The organism is Hwanghaeella sp. (assembly GCF_965227365.1).
Taxonomy (GTDB): domain Bacteria; phylum Pseudomonadota; class Alphaproteobacteria; order UBA8366; family Aestuariispiraceae; genus Hwanghaeella.
Window position 1 is genome coordinate 428,382 of record NZ_OZ245754.1, and the last position, 25,243, is coordinate 453,624.

The following is a 25,243-nucleotide window of genomic DNA, read 5'->3' on the forward strand; positions in this document are numbered from 1 at the left end:
CGCAAGGCGGCCCCTCGATAACCTGATGGGTATGTAGAGTTTATTCAGCGGCGTTCTTCGCGTCCGGCTTCGGCGGGCGGCGGAACTGTTCCAGCAGCGCCGCTTCATTGGCCTTGGCGTCGGCGATGTGCTTTTCCTTCACATGACCATAACCGCGGATATGTTCCGGGATTTCGGCAATCTGAACGGCGATCGCGTGGTTGTCGCGGTTCAGACCCTCGAGGACCGTTTTGATCGTCGCTTCATAGTCGGTGATCAACTCGCGTTCCTGTCGCCTTTCCTCGGTATGGCCGAACGGATCGAACCGCGTTCCGCGCAACCCTCTCAGTTTGGCGAGCAGCCCGAAGACCTTCAGCATCGCCGGGCCATATTCCTTCTTCTTCAAGCGCCCGGTTTCGGGATCACGCTCGGCGAAGAGCGGCGGTGCCAAATGGAATTTCAGCGTGAAGTCGCCTTCGAACTGTTTGTGCAGCTTTTTCATGAATTCGCCGCTGGTATAGAGGCGCGCCACTTCGTACTCATCCTTGTAGGCGAGCAATTTGAAATAATAACGCGCAACCGCCCGGGCGAGGGAATCGTCGGTCACAACTCGGGATTCCCGGCGCTGGACGTCGACGACGAAGTCCTTATAGCGGCGGGCATAGGCTTCGTTCTGGTAGTCCTTAAGGAAGGCGATGCGCTTTTCAACGATGTCTTCCAGGCTCTTTGCAAAGCCGTCGTCTTCGTCGGCGGGTGCCTTGGCTTTGTTTTCCTGCTGGTCGGTAATGCGCAGGACCGCTTCCATGTCGTGCGCGGCGCGGCGGCCCCACAGGAAAGCTTGCTGGTTCAGCTTCACGGCGACGCCGTTCAGCTCGATCGCCTTTTCAAGCGCTTCCAGGCTGACGGGCACCAGTCCCTTTTGGAAGGCGTAGCCCAACATGAACATATTGCTGGCGATGCTGTCGCCCATCAACGCGGTCGCCAGCTTCGATCCGTTGAAGAAATGCGCGTTCTTCGGACCGGTGGATTCGGCGATCATTTCCTTCATTTCCGAGGTCGGGAAAATCCAGTCGGGATTGTGCGTGAAATCTCCGGTGATGGATTTCTCGGTATTCACGATGGCGACGGTTGTATCGCGTTCAACCTTCGACAGGGCCGTCGTGCCCGACGCGACGACGATGTCGCAGCCAAGCAGCACATCCGCACCGCCGGCGGCGATGCTGACGGCGTGAATGTCCTCGGGCTTCTTGGCAATCCGGATATGGCTGATCACGGGGCCGCCTTTTTGCGCAAGGCCGGCCATGTCCAGGATGGAACAGCCCTTGCCCTCGAGATGCGCCGCCATGCCGAGGATCGCGCCGATGGTGACGACGCCGGTTCCGCCGACACCGGTCAGCAGAATGCCATAGGGCTCTTCCTCGACGGTCGGGGTTTTCGGTTCCGGCAAGGCTTCGAACAGATCGGGGACGCCTGACACGCCGGCGGGTGCGGTTTGCACGACGCCGGACCCCTTGCGGACCTGACCGCCATGAACGGTCACGAAGCTTGGGCAAAAGCCTTTCACGCAGGAATAGTCCTTGTTGCAGGACGACTGGTCGATCTTGCGCTTACGGCCGAACTCCGTCTCTTGCGGCGTGACCGAGAGGCAGTTGGACTGGACCGAACAGTCGCCGCAGCCTTCGCAGACGAGTTCGTTGATGAAGACGCGTTTCTGCGGGTCTGGGAAGCTGCCCCGCTTGCGGCGGCGGCGTTTCTCTGCGGCGCAGGTCTGGTCGTAAACCATGACCGTTACGCCCTCGATTTCCCGCAGATCCTTCTGAACCGCATCCAAATCGTCGCGATGATGGACTGTCACACCATGCGGGAAGATGCCGTTCGGATATTTCTCAGGTTCGTCGCTGACGACGACGACCTTGCGTGCCCCCTCGGCCGTCACCTGGGCGACGACAGCCGGCACGGTTTGAACCCCTTCATGGGGCTGCCCGCCGGTCATGGCGACGGCATCATTGTACAGGATCTTGTATGTGATGTTGACGCCGGAGGCGACGGCGGCGCGGATCGCGAGCGTGCCGGAATGCTGATAGGTGCCGTCACCCAAGTTCACGAAGACATGCTTCGTCTTGCTGAACGGCGACTGGCCCATCCAGGCTGCGCCCTCACCGCCCATCTGGGTAAAGGTCATCGTATTTCGGTCCATCCACTGGGCCATGAAATGGCAACCGATCCCGGCATAGGCGCGCGATCCTTCCGGAACATTCGTGGACGTGTTGTGCGGGCAGCCGGAACAAAAATACGGCAGCCGCGCAATGGAAGGTTTACGGGCGCCGAGTTGCTGATCCTTGGCATCCAGGAAGGCCAGCCGGTTGGAGAACCGTTCGTTGCCTGCAATCGCGTTCCCCCGCGGTAGCCGTTCGAGCCGTTGCGCGACGACGCGGGCAATCACGGCCGGCGTCAATTCGCCGAAGGACGGCAAAATCAACTCGCGGTTCTCGTTGAACTTTCCATAAATCCGGGGACGCTTGTCGTTCGGCCAGTTATACGCCTGTTCCTTCAACTGGTTCTCGATCAGCGCGCGCTTTTCCTCGACCACGAGGATTTCTTCATGGCCCTGGCAGAATTCGCGAATGCTGTCCGGTTCCAGGGGCCAGGTCATGGCTACTTTGAAGACGGAAATTCCCAATTCCTTGGCAAATTCCTCATCGACGCCAAGGTCGTCCATCGCCTGACGGACATCGAGATAGGACTTACCGGCCGTGACGATGCCCAGGCGTTTCTTCGGGCTTTCGATCATCGGACGGTTGAGTTTGTTCTTCTTCGCGTAGGCGATCGCCGCGTAGAGCTTGTGGCGGTGCAGATGTTCTTCCTGGGCCAGCGCTTCCAGGGCCTGTTTCGGATAGTGGATGTTCAATCCGCCTTCCGGCATCTTGTATTCAGTCTCGTCAGGCAGCTGGATCTGCACCCGGTGCGGGTCGACATAGACCGATGCCGAGGTGTCTACCGTTTCGGCGATGGTCTTGAAGGCGACGTAACAGCCGGAATAGCGAGACATCGCAATCCCGTGCAGGCCGAGGTCCAGGAATTCCTGAACGCCTGCCGGGTTGAGGACCGGAATCATCACGTCCATGAAGGCGTATTCGGTCTGATGCGCGGTGGTTGAGGATTTGCAGGTGTGATCGTCGCCGGCCAGCAGCAGTACACCGCCATGCTTCGAGGTGCCGGCGAAATTCGCATGCCGCAGGACATCGCCGGACCGGTCCACGCCGGGTCCTTTGGCATACCAGATGGAGAAGACGCCATCGACGGTGTTGTCACCGAAGAATTCGTTCTGCTGCGTGCCCCAGATGGCGGTCAGGGCCAAATCTTCGTTCAGGCCCGGCTGAAAATGGATGTTGTTGTTCTTGAGGAACTTGCGCGCCTTCCAAAGCTGCTGGTCATAGGCGCCGAGCGGAGAGCCGCGGTAACCGGAAATGTAACAGCCCGTATTCAGGCCGGCCTTGTGATCGCGCTGCCGCTGCATCATCGGCAGTCGAACCAGGGCCTGGGTCCCGGTTATGAATACGCGTCCAGATTCCAGGGTATATTTGTCGTCCAAATCGACATGGGCTAGCGCCATATCTGCTTCCTCCACACCTCAAAAGGGCCCGGGCAAGCATCCGTCGCGCGGATTACTCCCTTGGACCGGCAATGTTGTTTTTTTACGCCGGATCCTGGCATCCACTCTACGCGTGAACACCGTTCCCGTCCCGAATGATATTAGCCTAGAAAATAGGTTAGCATTACTGACCTATTCAGGAAAGACTGTCTTGCACGCGGCGACGGGTTCCGTTCGCAAAAGGATCTAATCAGGCGGAACCGCGCGACAAGTGGCATATGACGAACGACAAGTCCGGGAGGCGGTGTTTTACGCGTGATTTGCGCGGAACGATCCCGTATACGAGGGCCTTCGACGGTCATCGGTCTCTCCGGTGGCGGCTTGGTGGGTACGACAATCTGGCGGTTTGAGAGATGACGGTTCTGGTTACCGGTGCGGCTGGCTTCATCGGAATGCATGTTTGCGAAGTCCTGTTGGACCGGGGTGAGCGTGTGTGCGGTATCGATAATCTGAACGACTATTACGACCCGGCCCTGAAACAGGCGCGGCTGAAGCGCTTGCAGGGACGCAACGGATTTGTCTTCAAGAAGGTCGATATCGGCGATCAGGCGGCCCTGGGTCGTGCGCTTGAAGATTTCGGCGACATCGACAGGATCGTGCATTTGGCGGCCCAGGCCGGGGTTCGATACAGTCTGGTGAACCCGCATGCCTATGTGCATACCAACGTGTTGGGCCACCTCAACATCCTGGAATATGCCCGCCACAGGGCCGGTATGCGGCATCTGGTCTATGCCTCGTCCTCCTCGGTCTACGGTGGCAACGAGAAGCTGCCGTTTTCGGTCGAGGACCGGGTCGACAATCCGGTTTCCCTCTATGCCGCGACCAAGAAGTCGGACGAGTTGATGAGTTACGCCTACGCGCATCTCTACAGTATCCCGATGACCGGGTTGCGCTTCTTCACCGTCTACGGCCCGTGGGGTCGCCCTGACATGTCGGCCTATATTTTCGCCGAGAAGATCATGTCCGGTAAGCCGATCCCCGTCTTCAACAACGGCGACATGCAGCGGGATTTCACCTATATCGACGATATTGTCGCTGGTGTTATCGCCAGTCTCGACAATCCGCCGGAACGCAGCGACGAGGAGGTTCCGCACCGCGTCTACAATCTGGGCAACAATAAGCCCGAGCCCCTGTTGGACATGATCCATGCGCTGGAAAATGCCCTTGGCCGCAAGGCGGAGATCGACTTCAAGCCGATGCAGCCGGGTGACGTCAAAGCGACCTATGCGGATATCGACGCATCGCGCCGCGACCTCGGCTTCGAGCCGAAGACGTCGATTGAGGAAGGCCTCCAGAAGTTCGCCGATTGGTACAAGGCCTATTCAGGTACCTGACCGGACGTCGAAAGCCACCGCGGATCAGTTCGAATACAGTCCTTCCAGACGGTCGCCATAGGTTTGTCTGACGATGTGGCGGCGGATCTTCATCGACGGCGTCAGCATGGTGTTCTCGATGGAGAATGGTTCGTCCACGATGATGAAGCGCCGAACACGTTCGATGACGGAGAGCTTCTTGTTGACGCGGTCCAATGCCTCCTGCAGCGCCTTGCGCAGGGCCGGACTGTCGTTCCAGGCACCTTCAATCGCGCCGTTTTCCGCCTGCCAATCCTTGAGCCAATCGGGGTCCGGCGTCAGCAGCGCGACCAGATGCGGACGTTTGTCGCCATAGACCATGGCCTGCGCAATTTCCGGTTCCAGGCAGACGATACCCTCGACGCGCTGCGGGGACAGGTTGTCGCCTCCTGAATTGACGATGATGTCCTTCTTCCGATCGGTGATCATCAGATAACCGTCTTCGTCGAGCTTTCCGATATCACCGGTGTGCAGCCAGCCATCCTTCACCGTCTCGGCGGTCCGGTCCGGGTCGTTCCAATACCCCAACATCACCAACTCACCGCGAACCAGGATTTCTCCATCCTCGGCGATCCGTATCTCGACACCCTCCAGCGGTGGGCCCACGGTGTGCAATTTGTTCAAGGTCGGATAGTTGCAGCTGACCACAGGCGCGGCCTCGGTCTGGCCGTATCCCTGAAGAATGCGCAAGCCGAGGGCGGTGAAGAATTGGGCGACGTCCTGGTTCAACGGCGCGCCGCCGGATACGAAGGCCTTCAGTCGTCCGCCGAACCGTTCCGAAACCTTGCTGCGGACAAGTTTCGTCAGCAGCGGGTCGAGGGCACGTTCGCACAAAGTGAGAGAGCCCGGGTCCCGATAGCGTTTCTTGCCGATCTCGACGGCCTTGTGCAGCAGTTTCTCCTTCAAGCCGCCGGATTTCTCCGCCGCGCGAAGGATTCGGGTACGCATGGTTTCGTACAGACGCGGAACGGCGGTCATGATGGTCGGCCGGACCTCGCCGATATTCTGGACCAGTTTGTCCAGGCCCTCCGCATAATAGACTTGGGCGCCGATGCTGATGGGGACGAACTGGCCGGTCGTGTGTTCGTAGGAATGGCTGAGCGGCAGGAAGGACAGGAAAATCTCACCGCCGATCGCGAAGCCGGGCAGCTTCGACAACATGTCCTCGGCGCTCAGGGCGTTACAGATGATGTTGCCGTGGCTCAGCATCACCCCGTTCGGTACGCCGCCGGTCCCGGACGTATAGATGATGCAACACATGGCGCCCCGGTCGAGTGTGCGGGCTTTTTCCCGGATCGAGCCGCCGTCTGCGCCCGCCATCAGGTCGGCCTGCTGAAACAAGGGCAGGTCCGCGGAGGCGTTGGCGGGTAGCGCGTCGATCATGACTGCGAATTCCAGGCCGGTCCCGGACGCTGCCGGCAGCAGGCGTTCGGCCAGGTCCTGGTTGGAAACGATCGCAGCCTTGGCGCCGCTGTCGGTCAGGATATGGCGATGGTCCTCCACCGTGTTAGTGGTATAGGCGGGTACCGTCACGGCGCCGATCGACATGATCGCAAGGTCGGCGATCATCCATTCTGGCCGGTTCTCCGATACCAGCACGACGCGATCGCCCGGGCCGATGCCCTTCGCCTCAAGGCCGGCGGCCAGCCGGGCAACCTCGTCAGCCGTGTTGGACCAACTGCGCGGAGTCCATTCACCGTGGCGCTTTTCCCAAAGAAAGGGCGCGTCGCCGAAACGGTCGCATTGCTCAAAGAACATTGTCGGCAGGTTGGGTGCCTGCGCGTAATCCACCATTCGTTCGCCTCCCATGCGGCCGGAATTCGAATTCGACCGTGTTTTTCCCTTCGGCCCTTGTATTCCGGACCTGCCAGCCTTTTTCTATTTAGTTGAAAGATAGGAATTTCCAGGGTGTGGAGTAAAGATGCCATGAGTGACGGTCAAAGCACTTCCACGATTAAAAATCTCGGCGACTTGCCTGAATGGGACCTCAGCGACCTGTATCCGGGCCGGGATGATCCGTCCGTTGACGGTGATTTGAACGCGGCAGCATCGAGTGCATCGTTGTTCAGGCAAAGCTTCGCAGGTCGCCTCGACGGTTTGAATGGTGATCAACTGGCCGCGGCGATACAGGAATACGAACGCATCGACGAGCTTCTTTCCAAGCTCATGAGCTTTGCGCAGCTGGTCTATTCCGGGAATGTCACGGATCCCGACATTGGCCGGTTCTATCAAGGCGTCAACGAACGGGCGAATGCCATCTACTCCGATTTACTGTTTTTCACGCTGGAACTGAACCGGCTGGAAGACGCGGCTGTTGAAAACCTGCTGGCCGAAAGTGAGGCACTGGCCGCCTATCGCCCGTGGATCCGGGATCAGCGTGTGATGCGCCCGCATCAATTGGCGGATGACCTGGAACGCCTGCTGCATGAAAAATCGGTCGCCGGTCGCAGCGCCTGGGTTCGCCTCTATGACCAGACATTGGCCGGCCTGCGTTTTCCGTTACGTGGGGAAATGCTGACCAACACCCAGGTGTTGGACCGCATGTCGTCCCGCGAACCGTCTGAGCGTAAGGAAGCCGCTCACAGCCTGGGGTCGGTGCTGGCTGAAAATGGCAGCCTTTTCGCCTACATCACCAACACATTGGCCAAGGACAAGGATATCGAGGACCGTTGGCGGGGCTTCGACCGACCGGTATCGGCCCGGAATCTGCGGAATTACGTGGAGGACGAGGTTGTTGATGCCCTCTCGACCGCTGTTCGTCAGGCCTTCCCGGATCTGTCCCATCGCTACTATCACCTGAAGGCGAAATGGTTCGGCGTCGACAAGCTGGACTATTGGGACCGAATGGCGCCCTTGCCGGATGAGGACAACCGTCTCGTCCCCTGGGATCAGGCGCAGTCCACGGTTTTGAATGCCTATGGGCGGTTCTCGCCGGAACTCGCGACGATTGGCGAGAAATTCTTCGACGGCGGCTGGATCGACGCACCGGCCAGGCCGGGAAAGGCATCTGGGGCGTTCGCACATCCGACCGTGCCCAGCGTTCATCCGTATCTGCTGCTGAATTATCAGGGGAAGGTGCGGGACGTCATGACCCTCGCCCACGAACTCGGGCACGGCGTTCATCAGGTTCTGGCCGGCGGCCAGGGGCATTTGATGGCGGATACACCGCTGACACTGGCGGAAACCGCCTCGGTCTTTGGAGAAATGCTGACCTTCCAGTCGATGTTGGCCGGAACGGAGGACCCTAAACGCCGCCGTGCGATGCTGGCGTCGAAGATCGAGGATATGCTCAATACCGTGGTCCGTCAGATCGCCTTCTACGAATTCGAGCGGCGGGTGCATGACGCGCGCAAGAACGGCGAGCTTTCTGTCGAAGATTTGGGCGACATCTGGATGGATGTCAGCCGGGAAAGCCTAGGTGACGCCTTCCGCTTCGACGATCATTTCCGGACGTTCTGGATGTATATCCCGCATTTCATCCATGCGCCCTTCTACGTCTACGCCTACGCTTTCGGGGATTGCCTGGTGAATTCCCTCTATTCCCTTTATGAGGAAGCGGAAGAGGGGTTCGCGGCCAAGTATTTGGATATGTTGCGGGCGGGCGGCACGCTGAGGCACAAGGAATTGCTAGCGCCGTTTGGTCTGGATGCGTCCGATCCGGCCTTCTGGGCCAAGGGGCTTGGCGTCGTCTCCCGATTCATAGACCGTCTGGAAGAGACGTTCTGACAAATCGGACTTGGAATTGGAGTTGGTGTGACGGATACAGCGGCCGAAATGCCGGTGGGGTTGGAGATTCTTCGTGCCCTTCCTCCGGAAGGGGTAGCCCCTCGGCCGGTGCCCCTGGTCTTTCTGCACGGTGCTTTCGCCGGCGCTTGGTGTTGGGCCGAGCATTTTCTGCCCTGGTTCGCCTCGCAGGGATTTGCCTGCTACGCGCCGAGTTTTCGTGGGCATGCCGGCAGTGCCGGGCATGAGCGGCTTCACAGTTTCGGGATCGAGGATTATGCCGCGGACCTCGCGAGCGTGATCGAGGATCTGCCCTGTCCGCCGGTCATCATCGGGCATTCAATGGGCGGCTTCGTCGGCATGCGCTATCTGGAGGAAGGGCCTGCGATGGGGCTTGTCCTGCTGGCCTCGGTGCCGCCGACCGGATTGTCCGGACCGGCCTTGAGTTTGGCGATGTGGAATCCGTCGCTGCTCGGGGAAATCGCCCTGCTACAGCAGATGGACCCGAAATGGGCGTCATTGGACGTGATGCGGGGCGCGTTGTTTTCGGCGGAGGACGACCCGGAAGTTCTGGCGCGCCATTTCAGTCAGATGGACGGGGAATCCCGGCGTGCGACGATGGATATGCATGGCGGGATGCGTTTACGGCCCGATGGCTGGAAGGACAAACTGCCGATCCAGATCCTCGGTGCATCCAACGATACCTTGATCCGAAAAGCCTTCGTTCGCTCGACAGGCCGTCGTTTGGGACGACGCCCCGAATTCTTTGAGGAAACCGGGCATGGCATGATGCTGGATCGGTCTTGGCCGAAGGTCGCAGCGCGGATCGCCGAATGGTTGGCGGCACAGGGATTTTGACAAAAAAAGGGCCGAAGCAGTTACGCTTCGGCCCACCAGTCTCGAGCACGTGTATAGGGAGCTTGACCTTTATGCGTGCTCGGGAGGCGACTTAAGCAGACTTCACATCGATCTTGGTGCGGGACGTTTCCTTTTCGGGACGTTTGGGAAGGGAAACGGTCAGCACACCGTCGACGAAACCTGCGTCAATGCGGGCAGGGTCGACATCCGATGGAAGTCTGAAAGAACGTTGGAACGACCCGAAGGTTCGTTCACAGAAGTATATGTGGCGGTCTTCGTCCTTTTCTTCGCGTTCTGACTTTTTCTCGCCTTTGACGGTCAGGACATTGTCGTCCACCGAGACATCGATTTCCTCGACTTTGACACCGGGCAGTTCGATGCTGATCGTGTATTTACCGTCCTGCTGCGAGGCCTCGGCGCTTGGGGAGAATAAATGCGCCACGGACGCTCCGAACTGCCGCAACGGATCGAAAATCGCGGGCCAGAAATGATCGCCTCTGTCGAAAGTCGGACCAGGGCCCTTGGTAATGTTGACCTTGCTCATCTCTCTTTCTCTTCCGAAAGACCCCGGCGCGCTCGCGGGGAATACAAGCAACGCCAGGAAAGTTTTGCGATACGCAAAAGTTTGTCAGATACCGGCCGCTCCGCGTTGACCTGGATCAAATTCAGAAACAAATCCATTGTCCGGCCGACGAAAGCCGTGTCTCAGGATCCTGGTCCGCCGGCGGCGGGCTGGCGTAAACAGACTGGGATGACCAAATCTTCGAAAGGGCTGGCAAGAGCCGATGATGGGATGCGAGTGCAATGTCTGAGAAAAAGAGCCTGACCGGGCAGGTGAAACGATATGCGCGCGTGGGCGGCGCGATGGCCGGTGTCGGCGCCCGGCTTGCGGGTGCGCGCTATTTGGGCATGGAACTGGACAAGGCACGGCATGCGGAAGACCTGAAACTCGCCTTGGGCGGCTTGAAGGGGCCGCTCATGAAGGTCGCGCAAATTCTGGCGACCATCCCGGATGCCCTGCCCAAGGACTATGTCGAAGAATTGCAGCAATTGCAGTCGAACGCGCCGGCGATGGGCTGGCCCTTCGTCAAACGCCGGATGACCACGGAACTTGGGCCGGGCTGGGCCAAGAATTTCGAGAATTTCGAAAAGACGGCCGCTCATGCGGCTTCCCTGGGCCAGGTTCACCGCGCTGTCACCGCCGATGGCGAGCAGGTCGCATGCAAGCTGCAATATCCGGATATGACCTCAGCGGTCGAAGCCGACCTGCGGCAGTTGAAGCTGATCTTTTCGATCTATCAGCGCTATGACAACGCGATCAACACAGGCCAAATTCATGCCGAGATTTCCGAACGCCTTCGGGAGGAACTCGACTACCGACGGGAAGCCCGCGCCATGCTGCTCTACCGCGCCATGCTGGCCGAAGAAGACCGGGTGACTGTTCCGGAACCGCTGTCGGAGCTGACGACGGATCGGCTGCTGACGATGACCTGGCTGGACGGCAGTCCCCTGATGGACTTCAAGGAAGCGCCGCTGACGGTCAGGAACGACATCGCGTTCGCGATGTTCCGGGCGTGGTATGTACCGTTCTACAATTTCGGTGTGATCCATGGCGACCCGCATTTGGGCAATTACGCCGTGCGCGACGACCATGGCATCAACCTACTCGATTTCGGCTGCATTCGGGTGTTCCCGCCGAGTTTCGTTCAAGGCGTGATCGACCTGTACAGGGCCTTGCGGGATGAGGATCGGGATCTGGCGGTGCATGCCTATGAAACCTGGGGTTTCGAGAATTTGTCCAATGAACTGTTGGAAGTGCTCAATATCTGGGCGGGCTTCATTTATGCGCCGCTGATGGAAGACAAGGTGCAGAAGATCCAGGAAAGCGAGAGCGGCTTATATGGGGCCTCTGTGGCCCACAAGGTTCATGTCGAACTTCGCAAGCTGGGCGGTGTCACGCCGCCGCGGGAATTCGTACTGATGGACAGGGCCGCGATCGGGTTGGGATCGGTCTTCTTGCATTTGAAGGCGGAAGTGAACTGGTACCAGCTGTTCCACGACTTGATCACCGATTTCGACGTCAAAACGCTTGAGAAGCAACAAAAGGCGGCTTTGAAGAAAGCGGGTCTCTAAGTTTCTAAAACGCGTTACGGGGCGACCGCTTGTTCGGCTATGGCCGCGAAAATGGCATCGAGTTCTATTGCCATCTCCGACAAGGCCGTTCCGCCGGCGGCGTAGGGGGCGAAAACGCTGCTAGGTGTCTTGTATGCAAGGTCGGCGGTGCCGTCCGGTTGTTCCATGACATGGATCAGGATCGGCGCTTCCGTGCCCGCTAGCGGATCCGCCATGATCATGCGGACGGCGAAGTCGTTGCGGTATACGCCGAAGACGCTGTCGCCGGGGATCGTGATGCCCCGCCCCTTGGCCGCCGCGCTGGCACTTGCCTTGAACACGCGCAGCATGCCGTGATCGGTGATTGCTTTTCCGAGGCGTTCCTCAAGTTCTTTGAAACCATGCGGCGATTCCAGAATTCGGATGCCGTCCGGCGCAGCGGCCACGGAAAAGGAGCCAAGGCCGACGATCACGGCGACCAACACACCTGCCAAAGCCTTGAAACGCTGCATCATCTCTCTCCCAACCGTGTTCACACGGTCCGGATAGTAGACGCGTCAGCGCCGGATCATCGTCAATTCCATCTCACTTCAGCGTGAGAGCGTTCTTGCCGGGGCCAGCCTATGCCTGGTCTTTTCCGTTTTCGTCCGGGATCGCGAGGATGACCTGATTTCGGCCCTGGTTCTTGGCCTGATAAAGCGCACCGTCGGCGCGCGACATGAAGGACTCCAGCGAGTCGTTCCCGCGTTGGTATTGGGTCACGCCCATGCTGACGGTGAATTGAACCTCCGCCTGGCCGGACTTTACCTTCAGCCCAGCGATATTCTGCCGAAGGCGGTCGCAAACGATCTGCGCCTTGTCCATGGTGGTTTCGGGCATGCAGATCGCGAATTCCTCGCCTCCCAACCGGCCGACAATGTCGTGACGGCGGAGCATCTCCACACAGGCCCTGGTCAAGGCGCGCAATACGTTGTCCCCGACCGCATGCCCATGGCTGTCGTTGATGGATTTGAAATGATCCGCATCCAGCATGGCGATGGAAAGCGGCTCGTTGAATCGCTGGGCGCGGGCGACCTCGGTTTCCAGACGATCCAGGAAGTGCCGCCGGTTGCAAACACCCGTCAGCGAGTCGATGGTCGCCATGACGTGAAGGCGTTCGACCGTTTTCTGCAATTCCCCCTGATAGCTGCGCATGCGCAGGAGGTTGCGGCATCGGGCAACCAATTCGTCCTCGTCGACCGGCTTGCGGACGAAATCGGTGGCGCCGGCATCCAGCATGTCGTGCAGCGTCGATTGCTTGTCGTCGATTGTCACCACGACGACGGGAACATGCTGGTTTCGTTCGATCGATTGGAAACGCTTCAGGAACTCCGCCCCGTCGATATCCGGCATGATGTAGTCCAGAACCAGCAGGTCCGGTGTTTCGACCGCGGCCCAGTTGAGGGCTTTGACGGGATCGGTGAAAACGACCGTATAGACGAAATCCAATTTTCTAAGCAGGTCCTCGATCAGCAAGGCATTCGGCAAGCTGTCGTCGACAATAAGAACCTTCATAAAACCATCCCCCAGTTGTCGGCCCCGGCGTTGTGCTCACGAAATTCGACGGCGCTATCCCCACATCGCCACCGTATGATACCCAAACGCCAATACGTTATCGATTGCCGATCGTTATGATTTCATCAATGCATGTCTGCAGTCTGCCCAACAGTTGGTCAAGTTCCGCATCCGAGAGGTGTTCCGCCTCCAGGGCCCTGGCCGTGTGCTCAAGGCGCGATAGTCCGTAATTGCCGGCAAGCCCTTTCAGGGTGTGCGCATCGCGGCGGCGGTCCGGTGCCTCGGGGGCTGTGGTGGCCGCCCTGTCGCCGTCGGGGCCGCCGTAGCGGGCCAGAATTTTTTCGACCTCGGGCGGTACCAACGAAATGAGGTCCAGATAACGGTCTTCCCCCAGTGCTTGAACCAAGCTTTCTGTCTTTTCCTCGTCCTGGACGGGAAGGTCGTCAAAACTCTGCATACCGTATGTTCCAACCGACTAAGTAGATGCGGGGGCAATTCCCGGTCGAGTAATTTCCGATCAGGTTACCGATCCCGCAAAAGGTGACCAATGACGGTGATCACGCTTTGTCGCAACAGACAATTTCCTGCGGCAATTCCGCCGATCTGTCCTATCTTCGACCTAAGGACAGCAGAGGCCATCTTTTTTTTGCGATGCAGTGTCATTAAAGTGGGGCGAGGGGAGGACGGTCTGGCCCAAGCTGGCTGCTAGCTGATACCTTTCCGGATTAATGGACGCTTGGTAACGGTCGGCGATCAGCGCCGTCCGATCAGCGAGGGGACAAACGCCTTCATGAAAATCGCAGTTCTAAAAGAACGGCGGCCTGGGGAACAGCGCGTTGCTGCATCGCCTGAGACCGTCAAGAAATTCGTCGATCTTGGCTGTATCGTGACCGTCGAGAAAGGGGCCGGTGACGGTGCTGCCCTTTCGGATGCGACGTTCGAGGAAGCCGGGGCGAAAATTGCGGCCACGCCCGCTGCGACCGTCAAGGATGCAGACGTGGTGCTAAAGGTCCAACGCCCGATGACCGAGGCCGACGGCGAGGACGAGGTTGCCCTTCTCGGTAAGGGTCAGATCCTGCTGTGCCAGATGAACGCCCTGACCGACGGTACGCTTGTACGTGCCTGTGCGGAAAGAGGCGTACAGGCCTTCGCCATGGAACTCGTGCCGCGGATCACGCGTGCGCAGTCGATGGACATTCTATCGTCCCAGGCGAATATCGCAGGGTACAAGGCGGTGCTGGACGGCATCGAGCAGTATGGACGGGCCGTTCCGATGATGTCGACGGCGGCGGGGCGCGTGACACCCGCAAATGTGTTCATCATGGGGGTCGGCGTTGCCGGGCTTCAGGCCATCGCGACGGCTAAGCGCCTTGGCGCGGTTGTGTACGCGACGGATGTACGTCCCGATACCAAGGAACAGGTTGAAAGCTTGGGCGGCAAGTTCGTCGCGGTCGAGAATGAGGAATTCCAGCAAGCCCAGACCGCGGGCGGCTACGCCAAGGAAATGTCGGATGACTACAAACGCCAGCAGGCCGAACTGGTCGCCAAGACCATTCCGAAGATGGATATCGTCATCACCACGGCCTTGATCCCGGGCAGGGCGGCACCGGTGCTGGTGACGGAAGACCACGTGAAAAGCATGAAGCCGGGCTCGGTGATCGTCGATCTGGCTGCGGAAGCAGGCGGAAACTGTCCGCTGACCGTGCTGGGCAAGGTGACCAAGAAGCATGGCGTGACGCTTGTCGGCCACGGCAACTGGCCGAGCCGCGTTCCCGAGACGACCAGCCTGCTCTTCGCGAAGAATTTGCTCAATTTCCTGACGCCGTTGATCGATAAGGAAAGCGGTAAGCTTTCGATCAACTATGAGGACGATATCATCAAAGGCTCGCTGGTGACGCGGGACGGGAAAATCGTCGAGGAACGCGTGAAGGCCAATGCCGAGAAAGCGGGATCCTCGGCGCCGGCGAAGAAGGTCTCGAAGAAGAGCGCGGCCAAGAAGTCGTCGGCCAAGAAATCTTCTTCGAAGAAATCCGCGGCCAAGAAGGCTGAAGCGGCAAAGCCGGAGGCTCCGGCCGCGGAGGCACCGAAGGCCGACACCGAAACCAGTGCAACACCCAGCAATGCGGGGGAGGAGAAGTAGGCGATGGATAAGCAGCAACTTCTCGATAAGATTTCCGAATTGTCGACCCAGGCGGAGAGCCTGGCCGCCAAGGCGGATGCGTTGGCCGTGCAAGCCGCGCAAATCTCTGGAACCGGCGCGGGCGAGGTGGTTGCCTCTTCCGGGTCGCCGTTTCTGTTCCTGTTCACCGCCTTCGTCCTCGCCTGCTTCGTCGGCTACTACGTGGTCTGGAGCGTGACGCCGGCATTGCACTCGCCGCTGATGGGGGTCACCAACGCGATTTCCAGCGTGATCATCGTCGGCGCGCTGATCGCCGCGGGTCCCGTGGATATGAATATCAGCAAGATATTCGGTTTCCTCGCGGTGGTATTGGCCAGTGTGAACATCTTCGGCGGCTTCGTGGTGACCAACCGCATGCTCGCCATGTTTAAGAAAAAAGAACGCAAGGGCTGACCGGCCCGGCATCTGGATCAAGGAGGAATTGAAAGATGGCCAATCTAGCCGGTTACGCCTATCTGGTGGCGGCAATCTGTTTCATCATGGCGCTGCGGGGGCTGTCATCGCCCGAAACCGCGCGCAAGGGTAATCTCTACGGCATCATCGGCATGTTGATCGCGGTGATCACCACCATCGCGATGCCGAGCGTGTTGAGTTACGGACTGATCATTTCCGGCATCCTGATCGGGGGTGCGATCGGAACCGTGATCGCTTTGAAGATCCAGATGACGGCCTTGCCGCAGCTGGTGGCGGCTTTCCACAGTCTTGTGGGATTGGCGGCGGTCTTCGTCGCCGCGGCGGCCTATTATACGCCGGAAGCCTACGGCATCGGTTCGCCCGGCAAGATCGGGGTCGGCAGCCTGATCGAAATGTCGCTCGGCACTGCGATCGGGGCGGTGACCTTCACGGGATCCATCATTGCCTTCGGGAAGTTGCAGGCGATCTTCCGGTCGGCGCCGGTCATGTTCAAAGGGCAGCATCCGCTCAATGCTCTGCTGGGCCTGCTGCTGGTGGCTTTCATCGTCTGGTTCTGCATGACCCAGGATCCGACGGCCTTCTGGGCCATCGTGATCCTTTCGCTGGTGATCGGCGTGCTGTTGATCATCCCGATTGGTGGGGCGGATATGCCGGTCGTCGTCTCTATGCTGAATAGTTATTCCGGCTGGGCGGCCTGCGGCATCGGCTTCACGCTGGCGAACACGGCGCTGATCGTCACGGGGGCGCTGGTTGGGTCCTCGGGTGCGATCCTTTCCTACATCATGTGCAAGGGCATGAACCGGTCGATCATCAACGTGATCCTCGGCGGCTTCGGCGCGGAAGGCGGCGCGGCGGTGGCCGGCGGCGGCGATGACGACCGTCCGGTTACCTCCGGTGCGCCGGAAGACGCTGCCTATTTCATGAAAAACGCGGAAAGCGTGATCATCGTGCCGGGATACGGCATGGCGGTCGCCCAGGCACAGCACGCCCTGCGTGAGATGGCGGATGCGTTGAAGGAGTCCGGTGTTCGCGTGCGGTATGCGATCCATCCCGTGGCCGGACGCATGCCGGGGCATATGAACGTGCTGTTGGCGGAAGCCAATGTGCCTTATGACGATGTGCTGGAGCTGGAAGAGATCAACCGTGATTTCTCCTCGACCGATGTCGCCTTCGTCATCGGGGCAAACGATATCACGAACCCGGCAGCCAAGACGGATGAAACCAGCCCGATCTACGGCATGCCGATCCTGGATGTCGAGGAGGCGGGCACCGTCTACTTCATCAAGCGGTCCATGGCGACCGGTTATGCCGGGGTGCAGAACGAATTGTTCTTCAAGGACAATACGGTAATGCTCTTCGGGGACGCCAAGGAGGTCTGCGAAAAGATCGTTGCCGCAATGGACTAAGCGTCCTTTCGGTGCGCAAATCACGAGGGGGCCCGGCGATGCTGGGCCCTTTCTCTTTGGACCGATGCTTCTGAAGCCTTGTGTTTTCGCGGCGCAACATGCCAAAACCGAGGATCAGCGGGCCAACGGCGCCGCGATGTCGGGACGGATACGGGATAGGGAATGCGGTCTCAGTTCCTCGGATTGGCGCGGCTCATGCTCTCATCCCTCAGGGATCTTGCGCCCATCATCCTGGTGATTTTTGTATTCCAGGTCTTCGTCCTTCAACAACCTTTCCCCAATCTCGACGAAATTCTGCCTGGACTGATCCTTGTCGTCGTGGGTCTCACCTTTTTCGTTCAAGGCCTTGAACTCGGGCTTTTCCCGTTGGGCGAGGACATGGCTCAGGCCTTTGCGAAGAAGGGCAATTTGACGGCCCTGCTGTCCTTTGCCTTTTGTCTCGGTTTCGGCACCACCGCTGCCGAGCCGGCCTTGATCGCGGTCGCCAAGGAGGCGGCAGAGGCCGCGGCCGAAGGCGGGGTGCTCGCCCGCGATACGGAAGCCATGGCAAATTACGCGATGGGGCTGCGCATCACGGTCGCCGTGTCGGTGGGCGCCGCCCTGGTCCTTGGGGTGATCCGAATCCTGAAAGGCTGGCCACTGCCCTATCTGATCATTGGCGGCTATGTCCTTGTCGCGGCGATGACCGTTTTTGCACCCGATGAGATCATCGGTGTTGCCTACGACTCCGGTGGGGTTACGACATCGACGATCACCGTGCCGCTGGTGACCGCCTTGGGCGTCGGTTTGGCATCCGTGATACGCGGCCGCAATCCGATGATCGACGGTTTCGGTTTGATTGCCATGGCCAGCCTGTCTCCCATGATCTTCGTGATGGTCTATGGCATCGTGCTGGGGTGGATCGGATGACGTTGCTGCTGGATCTGCTCGATTCCCTTGGCCGGACGATGTTCGACGTTCTGCCGATTGCAGCGGTTCTGCTCGGCTTCCAGCTACTTGTCATCCGCAAGAAGCCGAAGAAGATCGGCCGGATCCTGGGCGGGTTCACCTATGTTCTGGTCGGCCTGTCGCTTTTCCTGGTCGGCTTGGAACGGGCGCTTTTTCCAGTAGGGGAGGCGATGGCGCTGCAACTGACCCATCCTGATTTCGTCGGGGCGATCACCGACGCCGTGTCGGGTGTGGATTGGACCCTGTACTTCTGGGTCTATGCTTTCGCTGCGGCGATCGGTTTCAGTACGACGATCGCCGAACCGTCGCTGATCGCCGTGGCCATAAAGGCGGAAGAAATGTCGGCGGGCGGCCTGCCGGCCACACGGCTCAGGATCGCTGTTGCGATTGGCGTGGGGATCGGTGTGGCGCTTGGTGCATTTCGCATCGTTACCGGCGATCCGCTCTACCTCTACATTGTCGCCGGCTATGCAATCGTGGTGGTGCAGACAGTCTTCGTGGCGCGTGGGCAGACGAAATGGATCGTGCCGCTTGCCTATGATTCCGGCGGGGTCACTACCTCGACCGTGACCGTGCCGGTCGTGACGGCGCTGGGCCTTGGTCTGGCATCGACCATACCCGGACGCAGCCCGATCCTGGACGGGTTCGGGCTTATCGCCTTTGCCAGTCTGTTTCCCATGATCACGGTCATGGGTTTCGTGCAGATCGATGTTGCCCTCACCGCCTGGCGAAACAGGCAGATGGCATTGAGGGCTCAGGAAGGAGAGATCGGATGAAGATGAAGTTGCTGATCGCGATCGTCGATAACGAGGTTACCGATGACATTATCGAGGCGGCTCGCGAAGCGGGAGCGACCGGCGCAACCATCATCAGTAGTGCGCATGGCGAGGGGCTGAAGGTGGAAAAGACCTTTTTCGGCCTGGACCTCAGCGGCCAGCGCGACGTGGTCCTGTTCCTGGTGGTGGCGGAAAGGGCGCGTCGCATTCTGGAGGCCGTCGAGAAGGGCGGCCGGCTGCTGGAGGACCGCAATATGGGGCTTGCCCTGCAGATCGATATAGAGGATGCCGTCGGCTTGCGCGGGCAGCTGGCGGCCATGGCGGACGAAATCAAGGATGAAGTGTGACGGAACCCCGCTTTGGTCAGGGGCCCGTTTCCGAGGGAGGATGGGATGAGCGATAAAGATTATACCAGCGTCGTCGACGTGATGGTGCGGGAGTTGCACACAATCGACCGCCTGGCGACCGTGCAGGAAGCGATCGACATGATGCGGGAATTCCGGGTGACGTCCCTGGTCGTGGAACGCCGTGACCTGGCGGACGAATTCGGGCTGGTCGCAATCGACGACATCGCGCGCAAGGTGATCGCGGAAGGCCGCTCCACGGTGCGGACCTCTATCTACGAGATCATGGTGAAACCGGTCCTGACCCTGCCGGCGGACATGAACGTGAAATACGCGGTCCGGCTGTTGGGCCGCGTCGGCATGGACCGCGCCCTGGTCGTCGACAACGAGCGTCACCCGCTGGGCATGGCGACCCTGCGCGACATCGTCTATCGGCACAAGGATGTCAGTTGAGGCGGGACGCAGCCCTCAGTGTTCGCCTACTCCTAGGGGACGGCTGACGACCCAGCAATAGCCGTCGGGATCCAGGATGTAGCATTCGCGCAGCCCATGCGGTTTGTTCAGACAGCCGGCGAGCACGATGGCGCCAAAGTCCCTTGCCCTCTGTTCCGCCGCATCCGGGTCCTGGTTGTACAGGTGAAACTCTGCGCCGATGCCCCGTCCCTCTACCGGATCGTCATTCGCGTCCCGGACGAAACCCCGTAACGGATTGTTGGAATAGGTGTGGTCGGCGTGCAGCATCCACGCGAAACCGTTTGCGGACAGAACGGCGAAATCCTCATTCCAGTAGCGGATTTCCGCATTCAGGACCCGGCGCGCAAAATCGACGGCGGGTTCCATTTCCGCAACCAACAGGTTGAACCCGACGCCCTTCAGGCTCTTGCCGAAGTCTGGCGCCTCTACGGACCAGGGTTCTTTTGTGCTTTTGGAGGTCATTGTCCGTCACCCAAGCTGGTTGTGGGGTGAGTGTAGGCGGCAAAGCACCGAGCTGTCAGACCCAATTTACGCGGTCCCTCGCGGCCATTCGAATAGAGCATCGAGCAGAAATCTGCGGCCAAAATGCAAAAACGCCCCCGAACACCTGCCCGAGGACGCCTGATGCAACCGGATCGGCGAAAGCCGCCCGATATTGAGCGGGTATGCTCTAGAAGCCTTCCCGCTCAAGCCGCTTGCGCAGAAGCTTGCGATGACGACGAACGGCTTCCGCCCGTTCGCGTGCACGCTTTTCCGACGGCTTTTCGAAATGCCGACGAAGCTTCATTTCGCGGAAGATGCCTTCACGTTGCATCTTCTTCTTCAGCGCGCGAAGTGCTTGGTCAACGTTATTATCGCGTACGGTAACCTGCACTGCTTTCACCACCTTTCAGGGTCGATAGATTTTTCGAATGGCAATAGATACCATTTCCGCGGGGTTTTCCCCGCGGTGGCGAGCGTATAGCACAGGGATTCCCGGCTGAAAAGGGGGGCAGGGGATGCTTCCCGATGCCGCACTGCTCTTTACCTTGGGCCGGCCCGATACCATAAAGAAAGCATGGCAATACTGAAAATAGCCCGTATGGGGCACCCCGTCCTGCGCCGCAAGGCCGACCCGGTGGCCGATCCCACGGCGCCGGAGACGCGCCATTTGGTCGCCGATATGATCGAAACCATGCAGGATGCGGGTGGAACCGGTCTGGCGGCGCCCCAGGTTCATGTGCCGGCGCGCGTCATCGTATATTTTGTCTCGAAGACGCGGCTCGAGGAAGGGGAGGAAGAAGTGCCCCTGACCGCCCTGGTGAATCCCGTCCTGACGCCGATCGGCAAAGAAAAGGCCTATGGTTGGGAAGGGTGCCTGTCGGTTCCCGGATTGACCGGTCTCGTCCCGCGTTTCGAAACGGTTCGGCTGCAGGCGATAACGCCGCGCGGCGATGTCATTGATAAGACCGTTTCGGGGTTTCATGCCCGCGTGTTGCAGCACGAGATCGATCATTTGGACGGCACGCTCTATCCGCAGCGCATGGATGACCTGTCCCTGTTGCTGTTTCAGGAAGAAATGCGTTACGGCATGCCCGAACGCGCCAAGGAATTGATGGAGGTCGAAGATGACCGCGAAGTCGAAGAAGCCTGATTTTGCCAAGGCCGATCCGGCCGCCCTGCGCGACGCGATCCTGGATGCGGCGATCACCCATGTGCCCTTTGACGGCTGGGGCCGGGAAGCGGCGATCCGCGGCGCCGAGGATATCGGTCTGGATGCGGCCGCCGCCATGCGGGCCTTTCCGGACGGGGCGCGGGACATGATTGTCTGGCACCTGAGGCAAGCTGACAGTCGGATGGCGGAAACCCTGGCGGGGATGGATCTGGCCTCGATGAAAATTCGTGAGCGGATCGCGACCGCAGTCCGGGTCAGGCTGGAACAGAACGCCCCGCATCGCGAGGCGATCCGAAAGGCCATGGCCTTCCTCGCCCTGCCGCAGAACGCCCCAATGGCGGCCCAGGCCTTGTACAGGACGGTGGATGAAATGTGGTACCAGGCCGGCGATACGGCAACGGACTGGAATTTCTATTCCAAACGCGCGCTGCTTGCCGGCGTCTATTCCAGCACGGTCTTGTTCTGGCTGAACGACAAGTCGGAAGGCTTCGCGGATACATGGGCCTTCCTCGATCGACGCATCGCGGATGTGATGAAAGTGCCGAAAATGAAGAGCCGTTTGGCCACGGTGCTCGGTTACCCGCTTCGCCGGGCCAAGGCTTTCAAACATTACGGTGCTCGGGCGAACGGTTGACCGGACCGAACGTCACGTTCTGAACATAAAGGGACGTCGGCATGGCATCCAGCGGCGACGGGTTTTTCCGCAATCTGCCGCGGAATATGTACAAGGTTCTGAAGCCTGAGCAGGAGGACATCCTTGCCGGGCGCAGGGACAGTGTTTACGCCCGCAATGCAATTATCCTGTCGTCTGTTACTCTTGGCCCGCTGACGGCGCTGTTCGTATCGGTCGCATTGGTGATCAATACGAAGATCGCCGAGATCCCGTCCTTTACCTTGAATGCCTGCCTGGTCTATCCGCTGACCGGTCTCGCCGCCGTGGTCATCGGTCTGGCGGCCCACCGAAAAGGCTATTACGGGGTTGCGCTTTTTGGGGCGATGGTGCCGCCCGCGTTGAATATCGGGGCGATACTCGGCGGTTTCCTGTGGTGGGCGATTTCCTGAAAAGCGCGCCTATTTCAGCCGGGTGACATGTCCCATTTTCCGGCCGGGCTTCGCTTCCGCCTTGCCGTAGAGATGCAATTGAGCATTCGGTTCCGCCAGGAAGGCGGCCCAGTCATCGATTTCATTTCCCAGCAGGTTGGTCATCTCCGCCGGGCGCAGGATTTCGGTGCTGCCCAGCGGCAGGCCGCAGACGGCGCGGACAAGCTGCTGGAATTGGCTGGTCATGCAGGCGTCTATCGACCAATGGCCGGAATTGTGCGGCCGCGGTGCAACTTCGTTCACCAGGACGGATCCGTCACGGCAGGCAAACATCTCCACCGCCAGCAAGCCGGTCAGGTCCAGGGCTTCGATCGCCTTGTCGGCGATGTCCTCGGCGGCTTTCGCTGTTGATGTCGGCAGATCCGCCGGGGCGTGTGTCTTATAGAGAATGTGGTCCCGGTGCTCGTTCATCACGACCGGAAAGGCTTTTACCGTACCGTTTGCGGACCGGGCAGTGATGACCGAGACCTCGCAATCGAAGTCGACGAATCCTTCCAGGATGCAACGCACCCGGCCTAGATCCTCCCAAGCCTTCGACGGATCGCTGCCCGGCTTCAGCATGACCTGACCCTTGCCGTCATATCCGAACCGCGCGGTCTTCAAGACCGAAGGAATGCCGATGCGGTCGATCGCGTCCTTCAGGCTCTGTTCATCGGTGATTTCAGCCCAAGGCGCCGTCCCGATACCGGCATCGTTCAGGAATTGCTTCTCCAGGATACGGTCCTGGGCAATCTTCAGCGCATGGGATCCAGGCCGGACCGGGACGCGCTCTTCCAGGAACTTCAGCGCGTCGACTGGCACGTTTTCGAATTCCAGCGTGACGACGTCGCAGGCTTCGGCAAAACGGGCCAGGACCGCCTCGTCCTCGTAAGCGCCGGCGATGTGGTCGGCGACATGGCTGGCGGGACAGCCTTCCTGGGGTTCCAGGATCAGGCAGCGATAGCCCATTTCGACCGCAGCGATTGCTGTCATTCGGCCCAGTTGGCCGCCACCCAGTATGCCGATGCAGGCGCCTGGCGCGATCGGAGCGGTGTTCGTCTTCGTTGTCGCCATGTCAATCTTCGTCGTGGGGTTCCAGGGCGACCGCGTCGGTCTGTCGGGTTCGCCATTCGTTCAGTGCCGTGCGAATAGCCGGATCGTGCAGGGCGAGCACCGATGCGGCCAACAGCGCTGCGTTGATCGCACCGGGTTTGCCGATGGCAAGCGTCCCGACAGGAATGCCGCCCGGCATTTGCACGATGCTGAGCAAGCTGTCCTGGCCCTTCAAGCTCTTGCTTTCGATCGGAACGCCGAAGACCGGAAGGGACGTCATCGAGGCTGCCATGCCAGGCAGATGGGCGGCGCCGCCGGCCCCGGCGATGATGACATGCAGCCCGCGTTCCTGTGCGGTTTCCGCATATTCGACCAGGCGCTTCGGCGTCCGGTGGGCGGAAACGATCTTGGCCTCATAGGGAACGCCAAGGGCTTCAAGGGTTTCCGCGGCATGCCGCATGGTCGGCCAATCTGACTGGCTTCCCATGATAATGCCGACCTTCGGTGACTTTTCCATTGCCGTCCCGCCAAGTTCACTAGGTGTGTTCAATGAGATCTATGCCCATCGGGGAAAGCGCGGGAGTATAGGCGGCGTGCGGCCTTGCGCAAGGGGTGCTACGATCCGGTTCGATAGGGGGGCAGATGTCCGACGAAGATTTCTGGGATATAGACCAATATCTGACCACGCGCCGCAATCGGGAGATCGGATCAGATCGCGTGGTCGACCCGGTCCGGCCCCCACCGGAAGTGCGGGCCTATGACGCCTCGGCGGAGAGGGTTGAACCGGTCGGCCGGGACCTGCCGGACCGGCGACGGCGGGAGCGTAAACAGCCGCGGGATATCGCGCAGATCCACGGTTTGGATGAAGCCGAAATCGACGGCAATGTCCGCAATGTACTGGCCGATCTCGTCCAGGAAATCGGTTTGTTGCATGACGATTTGCGGCTGGCGGAAGGCCGCATCCGGTTCCTTGAGGAGGAGCTGCGTCACGATCTTCTCGGTGACTGGCTGGACCGGAAAGGGTTCCTGGGCCGGCTGTCGCGCTTGTCCGCCCTGGACGAGCAGGAAGAAACCCGCAGTTCTCTTGTCCTGGTCAAGTTGGATGGGTTCACCGACATGCGCCGGAAACATGGTTGGTCGACCGCCGATGACGTGATCGGCGGCCTGGGTCGGAGATTGTCGCAAATGCCGGATGCGGTTGTCGGTCATATCGCCGATGACATGTTCGGGGTGTTGCTTGTCGGTGTCCCTGCCGATGGCGTGGAGAAAACCCTCGGGGAAACGGTGCCACCAACGATCAGGGTACCCGGATCCGATCCGGATCTGCCGGTTTTCTGGGCCGCCGTCGAATTGCGGCCGGGACAAGGAGAACTGTCGCAGCTATCGGCGGCCGAACGTAAATTGAGCCGAAATGCCGGTATGGTCAGGCGATAATGTCGGGAATGAGCATGGCCTCGAGACGGGCCATCTCGTCCTTGAGCAGCAATTTGCGCTTTTTCAGCCTTTGGACCTGAAGCTGGTCGAAGGGGGCTTCTTCCGATAGCCGCGCGATTACATCGTCAAGATCACGATGTTCCAAGCGCAGCTCTTCCATCCGATGAAGGATCTGCTCTTCAGTTTCAAAATCCATGGATGCCAGAAATCTCAAATACCGGTAACGAGTGCGTCCGGGCAGCATAGCATAC

25 protein-coding genes and 1 pseudogene are annotated in these 25,243 nt (G+C 59.7%); 15 read left to right on the forward strand and 11 right to left on the reverse strand.

Translation table 11 applies throughout. The features are described 5' to 3' along the window. Window positions 1-40 precede the first annotated feature (40 nt). Window positions 41-3,592 carry an indolepyruvate ferredoxin oxidoreductase family protein gene (locus tag ACQK2G_RS01820; protein WP_425403307.1) on the reverse strand — a complete coding sequence of 1,184 codons (3,552 nt, stop codon included), beginning with the start codon at window positions 3,590-3,592 and terminating at the stop codon, window positions 41-43. Window positions 3,593-3,984: 392 nt separating this feature from the next. Here ACQK2G_RS01820 and ACQK2G_RS01825 point away from each other — a divergent pair, with 392 nt between their 5' ends. Beyond that, window positions 3,985-4,965 (forward strand): NAD-dependent epimerase, encoded by a 981-nt coding sequence (locus ACQK2G_RS01825; protein WP_425403308.1) that lies wholly within the window; start codon window positions 3,985-3,987, stop codon window positions 4,963-4,965. Between the two features lie 24 nt (window positions 4,966-4,989). Here ACQK2G_RS01825 and ACQK2G_RS01830 read toward each other — a convergent pair whose 3' ends face one another. Continuing rightward, on the reverse strand, window positions 4,990-6,777 hold the full coding sequence (locus ACQK2G_RS01830) for an AMP-dependent synthetase/ligase (protein WP_425403309.1): 1,788 nt from the start codon (window positions 6,775-6,777) through the stop codon (window positions 4,990-4,992). A 132-nt stretch (window positions 6,778-6,909) separates the two neighbouring features. Here ACQK2G_RS01830 and ACQK2G_RS01835 point away from each other — a divergent pair, with 132 nt between their 5' ends. Together ACQK2G_RS01835 and ACQK2G_RS01840 are read left to right on the forward strand one after the other, a co-directional pair. Beyond that, window positions 6,910-8,709 (forward strand): M3 family oligoendopeptidase, encoded by a 1,800-nt coding sequence (locus tag ACQK2G_RS01835; protein WP_425403310.1) that lies wholly within the window; start codon window positions 6,910-6,912, stop codon window positions 8,707-8,709. Window positions 8,710-8,736: 27 nt separating this feature from the next. Further along, window positions 8,737-9,564, forward strand: coding sequence for an alpha/beta hydrolase (locus ACQK2G_RS01840; protein ID WP_425403311.1), 828 nt, complete (start codon window positions 8,737-8,739; stop codon window positions 9,562-9,564). A gap of 91 nt (window positions 9,565-9,655) precedes the next feature. Here the strand turns inward: ACQK2G_RS01840 and ACQK2G_RS01845 are convergent, their stop codons facing one another. After that, window positions 9,656-10,108: an Hsp20/alpha crystallin family protein gene (locus ACQK2G_RS01845; protein ID WP_425403312.1), complete on the reverse strand. Its 453-nt coding sequence runs from the start codon at window positions 10,106-10,108 to the stop codon at window positions 9,656-9,658. Between the two features lie 260 nt (window positions 10,109-10,368). Between ACQK2G_RS01845 and ACQK2G_RS01850 the strand changes: the two genes are divergently transcribed. Further along, on the forward strand, window positions 10,369-11,697 hold the full coding sequence (locus ACQK2G_RS01850) for an ABC1 kinase family protein (RefSeq protein WP_425403313.1): 1,329 nt from the start codon (window positions 10,369-10,371) through the stop codon (window positions 11,695-11,697). Window positions 11,698-11,711: 14 nt separating this feature from the next. Here the strand turns inward: ACQK2G_RS01850 and ACQK2G_RS01855 are convergent, their stop codons facing one another. The 3 genes from ACQK2G_RS01855 to ACQK2G_RS01865 form a co-directional block, all read right to left on the reverse strand. After that, on the reverse strand, window positions 11,712-12,188 hold the full coding sequence (locus tag ACQK2G_RS01855) for a DUF302 domain-containing protein (protein WP_425403314.1): 477 nt from the start codon (window positions 12,186-12,188) through the stop codon (window positions 11,712-11,714). Between the two features lie 109 nt (window positions 12,189-12,297). After that, on the reverse strand, window positions 12,298-13,230 hold the full coding sequence (locus ACQK2G_RS01860; protein WP_425403315.1) for a diguanylate cyclase: 933 nt from the start codon (window positions 13,228-13,230) through the stop codon (window positions 12,298-12,300). A 97-nt stretch (window positions 13,231-13,327) separates the two neighbouring features. After that, complete coding sequence (locus ACQK2G_RS01865) at window positions 13,328-13,687, reverse strand: Hpt domain-containing protein (protein WP_425403316.1); 360 nt, start codon at window positions 13,685-13,687, stop codon at window positions 13,328-13,330. Between the two features lie 333 nt (window positions 13,688-14,020). Between ACQK2G_RS01865 and ACQK2G_RS01870 the strand changes: the two are divergent. The 7 genes and pseudogenes from ACQK2G_RS01870 to ACQK2G_RS01900 form a co-directional block, all read left to right on the forward strand. Continuing rightward, window positions 14,021-15,256: pseudogene (locus ACQK2G_RS01870) on the forward strand (Re/Si-specific NAD(P)(+) transhydrogenase subunit alpha); the annotation flags it as partial. 117 nt (window positions 15,257-15,373) lie between these two features. Then, window positions 15,374-15,802: an NAD(P) transhydrogenase subunit alpha gene (locus ACQK2G_RS01875; protein WP_425403317.1), complete on the forward strand. Its 429-nt coding sequence runs from the start codon at window positions 15,374-15,376 to the stop codon at window positions 15,800-15,802. A 35-nt stretch (window positions 15,803-15,837) separates the two neighbouring features. Next, window positions 15,838-17,229, forward strand: coding sequence for an NAD(P)(+) transhydrogenase (Re/Si-specific) subunit beta (locus ACQK2G_RS01880; protein ID WP_425403318.1), 1,392 nt, complete (start codon window positions 15,838-15,840; stop codon window positions 17,227-17,229). A 162-nt stretch (window positions 17,230-17,391) separates the two neighbouring features. After that, entirely contained in the window at window positions 17,392-18,138 is a 747-nt protein-coding gene (locus ACQK2G_RS01885) for a DUF1538 family protein (RefSeq protein WP_425403319.1), read from the forward strand. Continuing rightward, window positions 18,135-18,953, forward strand: a complete 819-nt coding sequence (locus tag ACQK2G_RS01890; protein ID WP_425403320.1) for a DUF1538 domain-containing protein — start codon at window positions 18,135-18,137, stop codon at window positions 18,951-18,953. Before ACQK2G_RS01885 ends, ACQK2G_RS01890 begins: the two co-directional genes overlap by 4 nt. Beyond that, window positions 18,950-19,300, forward strand: a complete 351-nt coding sequence (locus ACQK2G_RS01895; protein WP_425403321.1) for a P-II family nitrogen regulator — start codon at window positions 18,950-18,952, stop codon at window positions 19,298-19,300. Before ACQK2G_RS01890 ends, ACQK2G_RS01895 begins: the two co-directional genes overlap by 4 nt. 45 nt (window positions 19,301-19,345) lie before the next feature. Then, window positions 19,346-19,750 (forward strand): CBS domain-containing protein, encoded by a 405-nt coding sequence (locus tag ACQK2G_RS01900; protein ID WP_425403322.1) that lies wholly within the window; start codon window positions 19,346-19,348, stop codon window positions 19,748-19,750. Between the two features lie 15 nt (window positions 19,751-19,765). Here the strand turns inward: ACQK2G_RS01900 and ACQK2G_RS01905 are convergent, their stop codons facing one another. Further along, a complete protein-coding gene (locus ACQK2G_RS01905; protein WP_425403323.1) occupies window positions 19,766-20,233 on the reverse strand; it encodes a hypothetical protein in 468 nt (155 codons plus the stop codon). Between the two features lie 208 nt (window positions 20,234-20,441). Further along, on the reverse strand, window positions 20,442-20,645 hold the full coding sequence (gene rpsU / locus ACQK2G_RS01910) for a 30S ribosomal protein S21 (protein ID WP_425403324.1): 204 nt from the start codon (window positions 20,643-20,645) through the stop codon (window positions 20,442-20,444). Window positions 20,646-20,828: 183 nt separating this feature from the next. Between rpsU and def the strand changes: the two genes are divergently transcribed. The 3 genes from def to ACQK2G_RS01925 are packed head-to-tail and all read left to right on the forward strand — an operon-like array spanning window position 20,829 to window position 22,487. Then, the gene (gene def, locus ACQK2G_RS01915) at window positions 20,829-21,404 is read left to right on the forward strand and encodes a peptide deformylase (RefSeq protein WP_425403325.1); all 576 of its coding nucleotides are present in this window, start codon (window positions 20,829-20,831) and stop codon (window positions 21,402-21,404) included. Then, window positions 21,379-22,059, forward strand: a complete 681-nt coding sequence (locus tag ACQK2G_RS01920; protein ID WP_425403326.1) for a COQ9 family protein — start codon at window positions 21,379-21,381, stop codon at window positions 22,057-22,059. The genes def and ACQK2G_RS01920 overlap by 26 nt, the downstream gene beginning before the upstream one ends. Before the next feature lie 41 nt (window positions 22,060-22,100). Next, the gene (locus ACQK2G_RS01925; RefSeq protein ID WP_425403327.1) at window positions 22,101-22,487 is read left to right on the forward strand and encodes a hypothetical protein; all 387 of its coding nucleotides are present in this window, start codon (window positions 22,101-22,103) and stop codon (window positions 22,485-22,487) included. 9 nt (window positions 22,488-22,496) lie between these two features. Here the strand turns inward: ACQK2G_RS01925 and ACQK2G_RS01930 are convergent, their stop codons facing one another. After that, window positions 22,497-23,579: a 5-(carboxyamino)imidazole ribonucleotide synthase gene (locus ACQK2G_RS01930; RefSeq protein ID WP_425403328.1), complete on the reverse strand. Its 1,083-nt coding sequence runs from the start codon at window positions 23,577-23,579 to the stop codon at window positions 22,497-22,499. Between the two features lies 1 nt (window position 23,580). Then, a complete protein-coding gene (gene purE / locus ACQK2G_RS01935; RefSeq protein ID WP_425403329.1) occupies window positions 23,581-24,075 on the reverse strand; it encodes a 5-(carboxyamino)imidazole ribonucleotide mutase in 495 nt (164 codons plus the stop codon). A 125-nt stretch (window positions 24,076-24,200) separates the two neighbouring features. Between purE and ACQK2G_RS01940 the strand changes: the two genes are divergently transcribed. Continuing rightward, window positions 24,201-24,992: a GGDEF domain-containing protein gene (locus ACQK2G_RS01940; protein ID WP_425403330.1), complete on the forward strand. Its 792-nt coding sequence runs from the start codon at window positions 24,201-24,203 to the stop codon at window positions 24,990-24,992. Here the strand turns inward: ACQK2G_RS01940 and ACQK2G_RS01945 are convergent. Continuing rightward, on the reverse strand, window positions 24,982-25,188 hold the full coding sequence (locus ACQK2G_RS01945; protein ID WP_425407603.1) for a YdcH family protein: 207 nt from the start codon (window positions 25,186-25,188) through the stop codon (window positions 24,982-24,984). The genes ACQK2G_RS01940 and ACQK2G_RS01945 overlap by 11 nt on opposite strands. Window positions 25,189-25,243: the final 55 nt, after the last annotated feature.